Origin of the sequence: Streptomyces chisholmiae (assembly GCF_031845445.1) — a bacterium.
Lineage (GTDB): Bacteria > Actinomycetota > Actinomycetes > Streptomycetales > Streptomycetaceae > Streptomyces > Streptomyces chisholmiae.
The window spans coordinates 129,942-145,322 of record NZ_JAVREO010000015.1 but is presented as its reverse complement, the minus strand read 5'-3'; the positions used below and the strand labels follow the sequence as shown (position 1 = coordinate 145,322).

10 protein-coding genes and 1 pseudogene are annotated in these 15,381 nt (G+C 76.4%); 3 read left to right on the top strand and 8 right to left on the bottom strand.

The genetic code is table 11. The annotated features are described in order from the left end of the window. Positions 1-150 precede the first annotated feature (150 nt). The 8 genes from RM844_RS23265 to RM844_RS23230 form a co-directional block, all read right to left on the bottom strand. The gene (locus RM844_RS23265) at positions 151-1,167 is read right to left on the bottom strand and encodes an FHA domain-containing protein (RefSeq protein WP_311669298.1); all 1,017 of its coding nucleotides are present in this window, start codon (positions 1,165-1,167) and stop codon (positions 151-153) included. Between the two features lie 329 nt (positions 1,168-1,496). Beyond that, a complete protein-coding gene (locus RM844_RS23260) occupies positions 1,497-2,294 on the bottom strand; it encodes a PP2C family protein-serine/threonine phosphatase (RefSeq protein ID WP_311669297.1) in 798 nt (265 codons plus the stop codon). An 854-nt stretch (positions 2,295-3,148) separates the two neighbouring features. Beyond that, positions 3,149-5,305 carry a tetratricopeptide repeat protein gene (locus RM844_RS23255; RefSeq protein WP_449657333.1) on the bottom strand — a complete coding sequence of 719 codons (2,157 nt, stop codon included), beginning with the start codon at positions 5,303-5,305 and terminating at the stop codon, positions 3,149-3,151. A 380-nt stretch (positions 5,306-5,685) separates the two neighbouring features. Next, a complete protein-coding gene (locus tag RM844_RS23250; protein ID WP_311669295.1) occupies positions 5,686-6,969 on the bottom strand; it encodes a hypothetical protein in 1,284 nt (427 codons plus the stop codon). Positions 6,970-7,297: 328 nt separating this feature from the next. Further along, positions 7,298-8,338 carry a glutamate ABC transporter substrate-binding protein gene (locus tag RM844_RS23245; RefSeq protein WP_311669294.1) on the bottom strand — a complete coding sequence of 347 codons (1,041 nt, stop codon included), beginning with the start codon at positions 8,336-8,338 and terminating at the stop codon, positions 7,298-7,300. A 193-nt stretch (positions 8,339-8,531) separates the two neighbouring features. Then, positions 8,532-9,944, bottom strand: a complete 1,413-nt coding sequence (locus RM844_RS23240; RefSeq protein ID WP_311669293.1) for a hypothetical protein — start codon at positions 9,942-9,944, stop codon at positions 8,532-8,534. A gap of 198 nt (positions 9,945-10,142) precedes the next feature. Then, positions 10,143-10,769: a GNAT family N-acetyltransferase gene (locus RM844_RS23235; protein ID WP_311669292.1), complete on the bottom strand. Its 627-nt coding sequence runs from the start codon at positions 10,767-10,769 to the stop codon at positions 10,143-10,145. Between the two features lie 45 nt (positions 10,770-10,814). Continuing rightward, on the bottom strand, positions 10,815-11,684 hold the full coding sequence (locus RM844_RS23230; protein ID WP_311669291.1) for a mechanosensitive ion channel family protein: 870 nt from the start codon (positions 11,682-11,684) through the stop codon (positions 10,815-10,817). 311 nt (positions 11,685-11,995) lie between these two features. Here RM844_RS23230 and RM844_RS23225 point away from each other — a divergent pair. From RM844_RS23225 to malQ, 3 genes and pseudogenes are all read left to right on the top strand, one after another. Continuing rightward, a pseudogene (locus RM844_RS23225) lies at positions 11,996-12,523 on the top strand (HNH endonuclease); the annotation flags it as partial. Positions 12,524-13,091: 568 nt separating this feature from the next. Next, positions 13,092-13,325 (top strand): hypothetical protein, encoded by a 234-nt coding sequence (locus RM844_RS23220; RefSeq protein WP_311669290.1) that lies wholly within the window; start codon positions 13,092-13,094, stop codon positions 13,323-13,325. Then, the gene (gene malQ / locus RM844_RS23215; protein ID WP_311669289.1) at positions 13,325-15,373 is read left to right on the top strand and encodes a 4-alpha-glucanotransferase; all 2,049 of its coding nucleotides are present in this window, start codon (positions 13,325-13,327) and stop codon (positions 15,371-15,373) included. Before RM844_RS23220 ends, malQ begins: the two co-directional genes overlap by 1 nt. Positions 15,374-15,381 lie beyond the last annotated feature (8 nt).

Sequence of the window (15,381 nt, the reverse complement as noted above, 5' to 3'; positions counted from 1 at the left end):
GTGATGGTAGTCGCGGCGGAACGGGGCCGGTCCGGCGGCCGGTGGCGCCTCCCGGACGGATCGGGCGGCCGGGCCGGACGGACCCCCGGGTGGGGCTCCGTCCGGCGCCTCCGACCTGGCTCGCCGAGGCGCGTTCCCGGTCGTGCGGGCCTAGCGGCGGTAGATCCGCAGGGTGGTCCAGGCCCCCACGTGCACCCGGTCGCCTTCCTGGAGCGGCACCGGCACGAATGGCTGGATCGGGTCCTCGGCGCCGTTCACCGTGGTCCCGTTCGTGGAGTCCTGGTCCACCACGGCCCAACCGCCGTCGGGCTGCTCCACCAGCACGGCGTGCTGGTGTGAGACGCCCGGGTCCTCCGGCTGCTGGGAGAGGTCGATGTCCGGGGCCTCGCCGGTGGAGTTGCGGCGCCGGCCGATGCTCATCTGCGGGCCGATGAGCTGGAGTTGCTGCTCGGGGGCGTAGGCGGGCAGGCTCAGCTGGGCCGCCTCGGGGCCGGAGCGGTGCATCATCGCGGTGAAGTAGTCCGGGTCGGGCCCGATCGACACCAGCCAGCTGCCGCCGGTCGGCTGGCCCGGATAGCCCAGCGGCCCGGGCGCGGGCGCGGCAGGCGGCGTGCTGGGCGGCGGCAGCATCCAGTCGCCGGTCGGCGGCGCCTGCTGCTGTTGCTGCGGGGGCGGCGGCGCGAACTGGTGCTGCTGCTGCGGCTGGTGCTGTGGCTGCTGCTGTGGGGGCGGCGCGAACTGCTGCTGGTGTTGCTGCGGGAAGCCGGGCGGCCCGGGTGGGCCCGGCGGCGGCCCGGGCGGCGCGGCCGGCGGCGGCCCACCCGGGTAGCCGGGGGCCGGCGGGGTGTACGCGGTCGGCGAGTTGGTGAGGAAGTTGAACCGGCACTCCTCGCAGAACGGGGCCTGGGCCTCGCGCGGGGTGCGGCACTGCGGGCACAGCTGGGCGGCCGGCATCGGCATCGTGCCGGGGCCCTCCGGGCCCGGCGGGTAGCCGGCCGGGGCCCCGCCGTGGTAGCCGGCGGGGCCCTGGTGGCCGCCGAAGTCGTGTGGTGGTGGGGGCGGCGGAGTGGGTGGGGGCACCGCGACGGCGGGTGCCATGATGCGGTGTCCGCACACCTCACACCAGTCTTCGGCCATCGACTGATGGCCGTTAGGGCAAGTCGGCATGTGACTGCCTCCCCCTCGCGTCACTTCGTACTCGGTTGCGGGGCCCGCCGGTGGCCGGCCCGTTGCGCGGCCCGTACGACAGGTGACCCCGCGAGGAACAGTACCGGGTGCCCTGTCCCATGGGTCTACTCCCTTGGGCGGCAAGTTCCGGCCGTGCTGTGGACGGCCGGTGTCCGAAAGGACCATTCTGGGCGAGCGGGCGACCACTGTCAGTGGCGTGCCGTACGGTCTGGGGTCAGAAGGTGACGGAGGGTCACTGGTCTGTGAGGTGTGTCATGTTCGCTGTCAAAGCGCGGCCGGCGCCGCCTGAGCGGCCGGCCGGCGGGGGGTCAGTCGGCGGAGGCCGGCGGCGAGGGGAAGGGGATCACGGCCACGGTCACGTTGTCGTGGCCGCCGGAGTCCAGGGCGTAGCGCACCAGTTGCTGGGCGGTCGGCAGCGGCGCCGGGCCGGTCCCGGCGAGCAGCTCGGCCATCCGCTCGGCCGCGTCCGCGTAGTTCCAGAGCCCGTCGGTGCAGACGATGACGGTCCCCGGGTGGTCGGGTCGGAAGGTCGCGGTGTGCGGCTCCACCTCCTGCGCGTCCGCGCCGAGCCAGGCGGTGATGGCGTGCGCCCGGTGGTCGGCCATGGCCTCGGCCTCGCTGAGCAGCCCGGCGGCGACCATCTGCGCCGCCCAGGAGTCGTCCTCGGTGAGCCGGGCCGGCCGGCCCGCCCCGTCCCTCGGCACCCAGTAGGCCCGACTGTCCCCGATCCAGCCGACGATGAGCTGGTCGGCGGCGGTGACGGCACTGACGATGGTGCAGGCCGGCGAGTTCCGGCCCGGCTCCTTCGCCGTGTCGGCCAGCCGGTTGACGGCGTCCGCCGCCGCCAGCACGGCGGCGTGCATCGCCAGCTCGCCGGCCACCCCGCGCGGCAGCGCGGTCAGCAGCGACTCGGCGGCGGCCTCGGCGGCGGCGGCGGACGCCTCGTGCGGTCGGGTGGAGGAGGAGACGCCGTCGCAGACCACGGCCACCACGGCGGGGGTGCCGTCGCCGAGCGCCGTCGCGGCCACGCTGAACGCGTCCTCGTTGCGGTGGTGGCGTCGGCCCAGGTCGCTGACGGCGGCCACGCCGCCCAACGCCCGCTCCACGTGGTTCCGGTCGGCCGGGCGCTCGCGCGCGCAGTCGGCGCACTGGCCGCCGGCGGCCTCGGCGTCCGCCCTGCCGCAGCTGCCGCAGCGGGCCCTGGCCGGGGCGGCGCCGGCGCGCGGGTCGGTCCCCCGGGGCGTGGCGCGCGGCGCGGCGGGGTGAGCGGGGTGGCCCGGTTGGCCGGGAGGCTGCGGTGACCCGGCGGGGGGCGTGGCCGGCGGGTGTGCCCGGGGGTCGGGTGCCTGCCCGGTGGGCGCGGGGGCCGGCGCGGCCGGTGCTGCCGGGGCCCGGCCGGTTCCGTAGGGCGCTTGGTCGGCGGCGGGTGGTGGTGGCTGGGGGGCGGGTCCGGTGGTCGGTGTTCGGTCGGCGGCCGGTGGCGGTGCTGGCTGGCTGGTTCCGTAGGGCGCTTGGTCGGCGGCGGGTGGTGGTGGCTGGGGGGCGGGTCCGGTGGTCGGTGTTTGGCCGGCGGCCGGTGGCGGTGCTGGCTGGCTGGTTCGGAAGGGCGCCTGGTCCGCCGAGGGCGGCGGTGGCTGGGACGCGGGGCCGGCCCCCGGCCCGGTCCGGCCGGCGGGCGCCGGAGGCGCGGGGGGCGCTGCCGCGGGCGGTGCGGGCGGTGCGGGCGGTGCGGGCGGTGCGGCCGGTGGCGGCGGGCTCTGGCGCAGCGGCGGGGGGAGCGGGAAGTCGTGCTCCGTCGGCGTGTAGCCCGGCGGGTGCTGCGCCGGCGCCGGCGCGCTCGGGCCGGCCGAGCGGGCGGCGGCGCTCAGGTCGGTGCCGCAGACTCCGCAGAAGCGGTCGTCCTCATCCAGCGGCTCACCGCAGCCGGGGCAGGCGGAGAGTTGGTCGAGCTGCGGCATCGTCACACCCATGTCCTGGGGCGGAAGCGGTTCGCCGCCTCCACCAGTTTCGTCCGTTCCCTACTGGTGGGTGCCAGCCTGGCCAGTCTCCGGTAGGAGCGTTCGAGGCCGTTCCTGACACCCGTCTCGTCCAGCGGCGTGTCCAGCAGCCGCAACTGCGGACGCGCCCGCGCCGGCTGGTGCGCGTCCTCGGAGAGCAGCCAGTCCAGGGCGCGTCCCAGCACTTCACAGGACAGTTGTTCGCTCAACGATGGTTCCAACCCGGCGGCACGCAACAGCGCGACCTGGTGGCCCGCCGCCAGCAGGTCGGTCAGCAGGTCGTCGCCGGCCGGCCGGCCGCGCAGCCGCGCGCGCACCGCGGCGATCCGCGCCGCCGTGTGGTGGGTCGAGGTCTCCGGCACGGACTCCAGCACCGTCACGGCCCCCGGCCGGTCCCCGGCGGTCAGCCGCACCCTGGCCAGCCCGAAGGCCGCGCTGACGTGGCTCGGATCGCAGGTCCACACCAGCTCGTAGTAGTCCGCCGCGTTGTCGAGCTGGCCGAGCCACTCGGCGCAGACCGCCAGCGCCAGCTTGGGCGCCACCTCGCCGGGGAACGCGTCGTAGACCGCGTCGAACGCGGCCGCCGCCGTGGCCAGGTCGCCCTCGACGAGGGACACCAGCCCGTGGTGCCAGATCAGCCGCCAGTCCGCCGGGTCCCGCGCGCGCAGCTCGCCCAGCACGACGCGGGCGGCGACCCCGGAGGCCGGGTCGGTCAGGGCGAGGTGGGCGCGCACCTCGCGCAGCCGTGGCTCGACCGAGTCGGGGGGCGCGGCGCGCAGCGCCACGATCAGCTCGGCCGGCGCGGTGGCCAGCAGACCGGCGAGGAAGCCGGCGCTGGGATCGTCCGGGGCGACCAGCGGCACGGGCAGCGCCAGCCCGAGGGCCCGCAGGTCCGGCGCGACCACGGCCGGGGCGGCCGACCACGGGGGCGTGGCGGGGGGCGGCGCCGGCGCGGCCGGGCCGGCGGGCCGCCGCGCGCCGCGGCGCGGCAGCCGGCGCGCCGGTCGGGCGCCCAGCGCGGAGACCGAGCCGCCGGGCGCCGGCAGCGGCTCGGTGCCGACCACCCGCTCCTCCGGACCGAACAGCCGGGAGACGGCCGGCTGCGGTCGCCCGCTGGCGCCGGCCACGATCTCCCGCAGCACGCCGGTGAGTTGCTCCGCCATCTCCTCGGCCGAGGAGAACCGGGCCTCGGGGTCCGGATCGGTGCCGCGCACCAGGAAACGGTAGAACGACTCGTGCCGCTGGAACACCTCGATGTGCTCCGGAGCGGGCAGGCTGTCCGCGAAGACCGTGGTGTAGCCCTGGAAGTCGAAGGTCAGCACGGCCAGCGTGCGGGCCACCGTGTAGAGGTCGGAGGCCACCGAGGCGCCCCGCTCGGCGAGTTCCGGCGCCTGGTAGCCGATGGTGCCGTACACCGGGGAGTCGTCGTCCCCCATCCGGCGGACCGCGCCGAGGTCGATCAGCTTGAGCTGGTCGTCCTGCTGGATGGCGTTGTCCACCTTGAAGTCGCAGTAGAGCAGCTTGCGGCTGTGCAGGTAGCCGAGCGCCTCCAGCGCCTCGATGCCGTAGGCGCAGGCGTGCTCCACCGGCAGCGGGTCGCGGTGGCCGGCCGCCTCGGTGCGGCTGTTGGCGATCTGCTTCAGGGACTGCCCGCCGACGTACTCCATCACGATGTAGCCGTCCAGGCTGCCCGTGCGGGGGTCCAGGTGCTCCACGAAGTTGTAGATCCGGACGATGCTGGAGTGCTCGATCTCGGCGAGGAAGCGCCGCTCGGAGATGGCCACCGCCATGGCGTCCTCGTCCCCGGTGTCCAGCAGCCCCTTGAGCACCACCCAGCGGTCGGAGACGGCGGTGTCCACGGCCAGGTAGATCCAGCCGAGGCCGCCGTGCGCCAGGCAACCGGCGATCCGGTACTGGTCCTTGACCAGGTCCCCGCGGCGCAGCTTGGGCACGAACGAATAGGGGTGCCCGCACCTGGTGCAGTAGCCCTCGGTGCGGCCCGGCCGGCCGTGCCGGGAGCGGCCCACCCGGGCGCCGCACTCGTGGTTGCCGCAGAACCGTTTACGCTCCGGCACTTCGGGGTTGCTCAGCACCGCGTCGCGCGGCTCGGGCCGCGGCACGGCCGGCACCGGGACCAGCCCGGCCCCCAGCCGGGAGCGGCTGGACGCGGTGCTGCCCCGGGCGCCGCGCGCGGTGATCACCAGCCCCGGCGGGGCCCCCGCCTCGGTCCTGGAGAGCCGCCCGGAGACCGAGCGCCGCGAGGAGCGCGAGCGCGCCGAGGCGGCGGACCGCGACCCGGCGGAGCCGGAGCTGTCCGAGCTCTCGCCGGCCGGCGGCGCCAGGGCACTGGTCCTGGTGTCGCCGAGCATCCCGTTGGCGGCGACCACCGGCGCCAACCCGCAGGTGCCGCAGTACAGCTGGCTGCGCTCGGCGAGCTGGTAGTCGCCGCCGCAGTCGGGGCGCTGGCAGGGCTGGCCCGCGGCCACCCCGGCGAGCGGGCTCATGGCTCCCCCCGCAGCTCGGCGGTGTGGTGGGTCGGAGCGGCTTCCGGCGCGGTCAGCGCCTCGGCCGCCGCCTCCTGGTAGCGCCGCACCGCGGACTCGGCGGCCCGCAGGTCGCAGGGCGCCGTCCACAGCAGCCGGCGCGCGCCGTCGTAGCGTTCGACCAGCAGCGGCTCGCCGGCCCGCCCGACCCGGGCCAGTCGGGCCCGGCAGGCGTCGAGCCGGCCGCGCAGCTCGGCCCGCACGGCCAGCGGGGCGGTGACGGCGGAGAGCGACTCCCTGGCCCGGCGCAACTCCTCCTCGGCGCGCTGCTCCAGGGACTCCAGCAGCGGGGAGAGCCGGTGCCACTGGGCCCGCCTGCGGTAGTCGGCGGCGGCGATCAGCTGTTCGCCGAGCGCGCTGGCCGGGCCGTTGACCGCCGGCACCTCGGAGGCGGCGATCTTGGCGAGCACCTCGCCGCGCGCCGTGCGGGCCTCGGCCAGCGTGCGGTCCGCCCGGGAGAGCACGTCCCGCAGCCGGATCAGCCGCTCCTCGGCGTCCTTGCGGACTCCGATCACCGCGTCCACCTCGCGCCTGATGTCGTCCAGGGCCCGGGCCGCCCGGTCGTAGCGGGTGGTGTCCGGCCGGCCGCCGCCGGGCGCGCTGCTGCCGCCGGCCGGCTGCCAGAAGGCCAGCGGGTCGGCGATCACCTCGTCGCGCAGCCTGGTCAACTCCTCGGTGATGTCCGCCAGTTCGGCACCCGCCGGATGGGTGCCCGGGCGCACCCCGACGGAGTGTGCCAGCTCCCGCAGCCGGTGCAGTTCGGTGGCCAGCAGGTCTATCCGGGCGGGCAGCGCCGACCAGACGACGTCGGCGGCGACCAGCAGGTCGAGCACCTCGGCGTAGCCGGTGTTCATCCGGCAGATCAGCTCCCGCCAGCCCAGGTGCTCGACCCCGCCGGCCTCGCCCGGCACCGCCAGGTTCGACCCGGCCAGCACCATGCTCAGTTGGAGCAGCTCCTCCCGGTGCGGGTCGCGCCGCCGGGAGCGCAGCTCCCTGGCCGTCTCCAACGCGTCGGTGAGCAGGTCGAACCGGTTCCACAGCAGCCCCAGCACGCGTTCCGCGCGGGCCCAGCGGTCGCGGGTGGCTCCGGTCAGCCGCGCACCCTCCAGCAGCCGGCGGCCGGCGTGGTCCTGGAGGGCGAGCAGCGAGGTCTCGATCGCCTCGTGCTCGGCGCCGAACCGGGCCAGCGCCCGGTCCACCTCCTCGCGGCTCAGCACGCTTCCGCCGGAATCCGGGGCCATCGCTCTCCCCTCAGTCTTTCCCGCCGGCTCTAGGTGTGTCGGCTGTGGTGAGTTGGTCTTGCCTGGTGTCGCGCCGCGGACCGGTCGTCGGTGACGGTCCGCGGTCGCCGCGCCGTGTGGTCGCGGGTGCTGCTCGGGTGGTGCTTCGGTCAGGGTGCCCGTCGGGCGCGTTCGTCGCGGTGCCGGTCCGGCCGGCCGGGTCGGTCCGGTCGATCTGGTCGATCTGGTTGGTCGGTGCGGTCTCGTTGGTCTGGTCGGTCGGTGCGGTCCTGGTGGTGTGCGCGGGTGCTGCTGGCTCGATCCCTTCCCCGTTGGTGGCTCCGGTACCTCAGTCTCGGTAGAGCGGCTCGGGTGGTACGGCGGCCGAGTCCGGCAGGTAGCCGGCGAGCCAGTCCTCGAACGCCTGGTGCCAGGGGCTGTCGGGCCCGGTGCCGCGGTACTCGTCGAGCACCGCGTTCACCCAGCGGACCAGGTCCTCGTCGGCCTGCCGCATCGCCACCCCGTAGGACTCGGCGGTCAGTTCGTCGCCGACCAGCCGCATCGACGGGTCCTGCCCGATGTGCCCGGCGGCCAGCGCGCTGTCCGTCATCAGGGCGTCGGCCAGGCCGAGTTGGACCTGAACCAGGCAGTCCAGGTGGTTGGGCGCCGAGATCAGCACGGCGCCGCGGTCCTCCTGCTCCAGCAGCCGGCTGGCGGTTGAGCCCCTGGCGCTGCACACCCGCTGCCCGGCCAACGTCTCGTCGAAGCCGTCGATCTCCGACCGGTGCGGCACCAGCAGCTGCTGCCCGGTCTCGAAGTAGGAGGTGGAGAACGCCACTTCCTGGATGCGCTCGCAGGTGATGGACATGCTGCGCACCACCATGTCCACGTCCCCCGCCTCCAGGGCAGCCACCCGCTGGTCGGTGGGGACGGCCCGGAAGACGATGGTCGGGTCGGGCCCCAGCAGGTCGGTGGCGATGGCGCGGACCAGGTCGATGTCGAAGCCGACGATCTCCCCGTCCTCCGGGTGCAGGTAGCCCCAGCGGTAGCTGGTCTGGTCGATGCCCACGACCAGCCGCTCGTCCCGCTGGATCTGCTCCACGGCCGGGCCGGCCTCCCGCCGGGGGCGCAGGCTCGCCGCCGGGTCGATCCCCTCGCCGTCCCCGTCGTCGCAGCGCTCCCGCGCGGCCAGCGGAACCGGGTCGCCGTGCGCGGCCTGGGTCGCCTCGGTGGCGGGCGGTCGCTTCGGGGACTCGTCCTCCACCGGACCGCCGGCCAGCGTGGCCACCACCATGCCGCCGGCCAGCGCCAGCCCGGCGGCGCCCAGCAGCAGCGACCGCCAGTACGGAGCCAGTCCTCGCCCGCCGTCGCCCGGCCTCGTTCGCGTCATGTCCGCACCCTCCGTTCCTCGGCCGGGGCGCCGCGCCGGGCGCCCCGGTCGGTCGGGGCCGTCGGGAAGCCGGTCCCGCACCGGGAGACGCGCCACGGCCGCGCACCGTTCACCGGGCGGCCGGGCCCGGGGTCGCCCGGCGGCGGCCCGGTCGTTCGGCGGCAGGTCGTCGGGTCGTGCGTCACCGGGGCGCTCACCGGTACTCCGCGAGTCGAAGCCCCACGCCGCGCACCGTGCCCACCGCGCCGACCAGCGCCAGCGCGAACGCCCCGGTGGGCAGCCCGCCCAGCCAGTCGAGCCCGGTCAACGCCGCGGCCCGGAACCGCGCCTGCTGGTGCGTGACGGCCGCCCCCAACTCGGCGTCCACCCGGTCGAACGACTCCCCGGTCGAGCCCTCGCCGCCGATCACCAGGCCGATCGCGGTGTCGTAGTCGCCGGCCACCTCGGCGTCCCTGACCGTCTCGTGCCGCTCCCGCCACGCGTTGGCCGCCTCGATCGCCGCGCCCACCGGGGCACGGCCCTCCACCCCACCGGCCTGCGCCAGCGCCTTGGGCAGCAGGCCATCGGCCGGCCGCTCGGCGTCGGCCAACAGCTGCCGCATCGAGTTCTGGTAGGCGTCCTCGAAGGTGCTGTCCCCGCCGCGCGAGACCAGCGAGAGGTTCTCCGCGCCGCGTGCCAGCAGCGCCTCGGTCCGGGCCGCGCTCAACGTGGTGAGCGCCTGCCCCGGCCCGTCCTGCGCGTCCCGCAGCGCGGACCTGGCCATGGTGTGCGCGCCCACCACCCACAGCAGCAGCAGGCCGGCGGCCACCGTGCCGGCGACCAGGCCCCGGTTGAAGACCCGGTGGGTGCGCAGGTAGTGGCGCCGCTGGGCCCAGCCCAGGCCGACGAGGCAGGCGGCGCCGAGGCCGACCGAGAGCCACGGCCACGACCTGGCCTCGGCCAGGTCCGCCTGGTAGCGCCCGGTCTCCAGCCGGTAGAGCGAGGCGGCCGACGTCAACAGGGTGTCCTGCATCCGCTGGTCGGCGTACCGCAGGTAGGCGCTGCCCAGCGGCAGCCGCTGCCGGTCGATGGCCCTGGCGGTCTCCACCAGCCCTGTGTAGCGCGGGAGTTCGGCGTTGAGCTGGTTGACCAGCGCGGTCGCCCCCGGCGAGTCGCGGGCGTGCCCGGCGGCCTCGACCAGCAGGCGGGAGGCGGTGGCGATGTTCCGCACGTAGCGGTTGCGGACCTCGCTCGGCTCGTCGGCGCCGGCCAGGAAGCCGCTGGCCGCCGTCGTGTTGGCGTCGGCCAGCGAACGGTAGAGGTCGCCGGCCTTCCGGCTGAGCGGCTGGCTGCTCTCCCTGGCGGTCTCGGCGGACTCGGCCCGCGCCGACAGCTGCCAGTAGGTGACGCCGCCGAAGAGCAGCAGCAGCCCGGTGAGCACCGCGCCGATCAGCCGCAGCCGCCCCGGCTCGGTGCCCATCGCCGCCCACAGCCGGCCGGCGTTCTCCACCAGCGCGCCGCGCCGCTGTGGCGCGGCCGGCCGCGCCGGCGGCCCGGCCGACCCGCCGGCGCGCGGCGCGGGGAACACCGGCGGTGACGCGGGTGGCGGGCTGGGCGGCTGAGTCACGTGGTGGGCCCTCCCCCTCGCGAAGTCGGCATGGGCCACGGCCAGCAGTATGCCGCCCGATGAAGGTCGTCACACCGCGCTTGCCCGGATCTTGTCGGTTTCGCGATCTTCCCCGTGGCCCGGAGCGGCCCCCGCGCCGCGCCCGTCGCCGGCCCGGCGCCGCGCCCCGGGGCGGGCCGGACCCGGCCGGCCACCGGGTCAGAGCCGGATGGCGAGGTAGTCCACGTCCGACTTGCCGGCCGGACGCGGGAGTTCGGTGAAGCCGATCCGGTCGTAGAAGGCCCGCGCGTTGGTGTTGGCCGGGTTCATGCTCAGGTGCAGCCCGGGCACCCCGCGGGCGCGCAGCGCGTCGGTGAACGCCGTCATCAACCGCCGGCCCAGGCCCTGACGTTGCCCCTCGGGCAGCAGGTCGATGTGGAGGTGCGCCGGGTACTCGGCGGCTATCTCGGGCACCAGCATGTCCTCGGCGTGGTGCAGCAGGTGCCGCAGCCCGTCGTCGGCGCCCGCGAACGGCGGCGTCGGCGCCGGGAACCGGTCCGCGACGGTGGGCAGCCAGCGCTCCCTGAACTCCGCGTAGTAACGGGTGCTGTCCGCGGTGCCGACGATGTAGCCGACGGCCCGCTCGCCGTTGTCTGCGACGAAGGTCAACTCCGGCTCCAGCACCGCGTAGGGCGTGGCGAAGATGGCCGGGAAGATCTCCGGCTCCCGGTAGTGGCCGGTGGCGTCGGCGCCGGCGTGCGCGGTCCTGACGCAGATGTCCTCCAGAGCCGCCCGGTCGGTCGGCCGGTAGCCGCGGACGGTGAAGGTGGGCTGAGTGCTGGGCATGGCGGCCATTCTGCGACACCCCCGGCACCTTCGGGAGGGGGGACCTCAGTCCTCGGACTTGGCCAGCGAGACGCCCGGCGGGTCCACCTGCGTGACGCCGGCCGCGTCCAGGGCGCGCTTGATCCGCCAGCGCAACTCCCGTTCCACCGGCGCCCCCTGGGTCGGCGGGGTCTTCACCGACACCTTCAGCACCATCGAGTCCAGCGCCACCGACTCCAGGCCGAGCACCTCGACCGGCTCCCACAACTGCTCGTCCCACGGCGGGACGGCGGACATCTCGGCGCCGGCCGCCGCGATCAGCTTGCGGACCTCGGTGACATCGCTCTCCGGCGCGACCGCCACCTCCACCACGGCGGTGGACCAGCCCTGGCTGAGGTTGCCGACCCGCTTGATCTCGCCGTTGCGGACGTACCAGACGGCGCCGTTCTCGCCGCGCAGCGTGGTCACCCGCAGGCCGATCTCCAGCACGGTGCCGGTGACCTCGCCGGCGTCGATGGTGTCGCCCACCCCGTACTGGTCCTCCAGCAGCATGAACATCCCGCTGAGCACGTCGGTCACCAGGTTCCGGGCGCCGAAGCCGATCGCCACCCCGATGATGCCGGCGGACGCGACCAACGGGCCGAGCTGGATGCCGAGTTGGGAGAGCACCATCAGCCCGGCGGTGCCCAGGATCAGCACCGAGGCGGCGCTCCGCAGCACCGAGCCGATGGCCTCGGAACGCTGCCGGCGCCGCTCCGCGTTGACCAGCCGGCCGCCGCGCGCGGCGCGGCGCTTGCCGTCCTTCTCGCCCTCCCGGTTGAGCCGGGCTATCAGCCGGGTCAGGGCGCGGCGCACCAGCAGGCGCACGGTGAAGGCGATGACCGTGATCAGCAGGATGCGCAGCCCGCCGGCGAGCCAGCTCTCCCAGTTGTCCATGCCGCCAACTCCGTCTCGTCCGGGCCCCGCGCTGGCCAACGGTAATCGGCCGTGGCCCCTCCCCGGCACCACGCCGGCCCCGGGCGGCAGCCGGCCGGCGCCCGGCGGGCGGCCCCGCAATCCAGCCGGGGGAACGGAGGAGTGGCCCGGGGCTGGCGGGGGAAAGGCAGGGGGAAGGTGGGACGAATGTGGTGGATGACACATGAGGCGCATTACCGGTTCGTGGTGGCGCCGGCGGCCCCACCCGGGACACACTGAGGGAGATCGTCACGGCGCGAGCCACGCGCCGCCGACGGAAACGGAGGGCGTTCGTGCCACACGTCTTGGTCCTCAACGCTTCGTACGAGCCGCTGGGCGTCGTGCCGGTCAGGCGCGCACTGATCCTGCTGCTCAACGACAAGGCCGTCAGTCTGGAGACTTCCGGCTCCCTGATGCGCAGCGCCAGTAGCGCGATCCCGGCGCCCAGCGTGGTCAGACTCAAACGCTTCGTCCGCGTTCCCTACCGCACCGCCGTGCCGCTGACCCGCCGAGCACTCTTCGCCCGGGACGGCGGCCGTTGTGCTTACTGCGGCGGAGTGGCCACCAGCGTGGACCACGTGATCCCGCGCAGCCGGGGCGGACAGCACGCCTGGGACAACGTTGTCGCGGCCTGTCGCAGCTGCAACCACATCAAGGCGGACCGGCAGGTCGCCGAGCTGGGCTGGCGGCTGCGCCACCCCCCAGGGCCGCCCTCCGGGCTGGCCTGGCGGATCATCGGCACCGGCCACCGGGATCCGCGCTGGCTGCCCTACCTGCGCCCCTACGGCGCCGACGACGCGCTGGCCAGGATAGAGGCGCGGCCGACCCGCAAGCCGGGTCGCCAGGGCAAGCCGGCGAAGTCCGCCCGCCCCGCCGCCCCGGCTCCCGCCCCCGCCACCTCCGCCCCCGCCGCGCCGCCCGCGCCGCCCGCGCCGCCCGCGCCGCCCGCGCCGCCCGCGCCGCTCCCCGGCGCGGCCGCGCCCCAGCCGGCCGGGGCCGCCAGGGCCGGCCGCGCCGCGGTCCCGGCCGAGCCGGCGGAGCCGGTCTGAGCCGGCCGGCCGGCGCCGGCGCCCCGCCCGGCCGCGCACCCCCGCGCCCCGCGCCCGCCGCGGGCCGCGCGCACGAAGCCCGCGCCGTCCCGCCGGTCCGCCCCGGGGGCGGAATCACCCGATCAGGCGTTCCCCGGCCCTCGCCGGACCATCCGTCCGTGCGTACCGTCAGGCCCTCGCCAAAGCCGCGAAAAACCGAGGCCACCACGGCCGGCGGCGAGAAGATTTCCGGTCCCTGGCGCGTGAGCTGCGCCGCTTTCCCGTCGCGACCACGGATGCGATGACGTTGACTGGGTAGGGCAGAACCCAAGCCCGCCGCTGTCTGTGAACGGAGTACCCCGTGGCCGTTGCCACTCGGACCCAGTGCGAACGCAAAAGCAAACGCCTGAGCAAGGCCTCGCTGCCGCCCCTCGTCGGGGTGCCGGCGCAGACCGCCGCCCGCGAGCTGCCGCTCACCAGCGAGCCCTCGCTGGGCGACCTCGCCCCCCTGACCGCCGAGCAGCCGCTGGCCGCCGAGTCGCCCCTGGTCGCCGAGCCCAGCGGGCGCGGCGGCGCGGAGGCCATCGGCGTCTGATGGACGCCCTGTCGCGGCTCGCCGCGACCCACGGCGTCGCCACCGCCTACGCGCCCACGCCGGGACGCTCCGTCGAGGTGCCGCGGGAGACGGTGGTGGCCGTGCTGGCCGCGTTGGGCGTGGACGCCAGCGGCCCCGCCGCGATCCGCGCGGCGCTCGCCAGGAGCGCCGACCGGGCCAGGCGGCTGCTGCCCCCCACCCTGGTCGCCGGCCCGGCGCGGCCCCTCCGGCCGCCCCCGGTGCCCGCCGGCACCGAGCTGTGGCTCGTCCTCCAGGACGGCCGCCGCCGACCGCTCGCCGGCGCCCCGCCGCCCGTCGGCCGGCACACCCTGCACGCCCGCGCCCCCGACGGCCGCGCCGCCACCGCCACCGTGCTGGTGCCGCCCGACCGCGCGCCGGTCGCCGGGCGGCGCGAGATCGGCCTGCTGGTCCAGCTCTACTCGCTGCTCTCCCGGCGCTCCTGGGGGATGGGCGACCTGGCCGACCTCGCCGAGCTGGCCCGCTTCGCCGGCGACACCCTCGGCATCGGCTTCCTCCAGCTCAACCCGCTGCACGCGGCCGTCCCCCCGGTGCCGGGGGAGACCGTCGACCCCTCCCCCTACCGCCCCGCCACCCGGCGCTTCGCCGACCCGGTGCACCTGCGGATCGAGGCCATCCCCGAGTACCGGCGGCTGGACGCCGCCGGCCGCGCCCGGCTCGCCCCGCTGCTGGCCCGGGCCGCCGGGCTGCGGCGGGCGGTGCTGGAGGCGGGCCGGCCCATCGACCGGGACGCCGTCTGGGCGGCGAAGCGCGCCGCGCTGGAACAGCTCCACCGGGTGCCGCCGACCCCCGAGAGGGCCGCCGCGTTCGACGCCTATGTCGCCAGCCGCGGCCGGCCCCTCACCGACCACGCCACCTGGTGCGTCCTGGCCGAGCTGCACGGCCCCGACTGGCACCGCTGGCCCGCCGGGCTGCGCCGCCCCGACAGCCGGCAGACCGCCGCGGCCCGCGCCGCCCACCCCGAGCGGATCGCCTTCCACCGCTGGCTGGCCTGGCTCACCGACACCCAACTCGCCGCCGCCCAACGGGCCGCGACCGACGCCGGCATGCGGATCGGACTGCTGCACGACCTCGCCGTCGGCGTGCACCCCGACGGCTCCGACGCCTGGGCCGGCCAGGACGTGCTGGCCGCCGGCATGTCGGTGGGCGCCCCGCCGGACGCGTTCAACGAACGCGGCCAGGACTGGGGCCTGCCGCCCTGGCGCCCGGACGCGCTCGCCGAGGCCGGCTACGCGCCCTGGCTGGAACTGGCCGAGGCACTGGCCCGGCACGCCGGCGGCCTCAGGGTCGACCACGTGATGGGCCAGTTCCGGCTCTGGTGGATCCCGGCCGGCGCCGACCCGCGCGACGGCACCTACGTCCGCTACGACGCGGACGCCATGCTCGCCGTGCTGGCGCTGGCCGCGCACCGCGCCGACGCGGTGCTGGTCGGCGAGGACCTCGGCACCGTCGAGCCCGGCGTCCGCGAACGCCTCGCGGACCGGGGCGTCGCCGGCACCTCCGTGCTCTGGTTCGAGCGCGACGAGGAACGCGCCGACCGCCCCCCGCTGCCCCCGACCGCCTGGCGCGTCAACTGCCTGGCCACCGTCACCACCCACGACCTGCCGTCCACCGCGGCCCGCCTGGACGGCTCCCACGTCCGGCTGCGCGAGCGCCTCGGGCTGCTCGCCGCACCGGCCGCCGCCGCCCGCGAGGCCGAGGCCGAGGTGGCCGACTGGCTCGCCACCTTCGAACGGATGGGCCTGCTGCCCCCCGACGCCGACGAGGAGGAACGGATCGCCGCCGCCTACCGCTTCCTCGCCCGCACCCCGGCCCGGCTGATCGGCCTCTGGCTCCCCGACGCGGTCGGCGACCGCCGGCCGCAGAACGTGCCCGGCACCTGGCGCGAGTACCCGAACTGGAGCCTGCCGGTGGCCGACGCGGCCGGCCGGCCGGTCACGCTGGAGGAGCTGGCCGGCTCCGACCGACTGGCCCGTCTGGTGGCCGCGCTCCGTGACCCGGGCCCCTGAGCCACGAC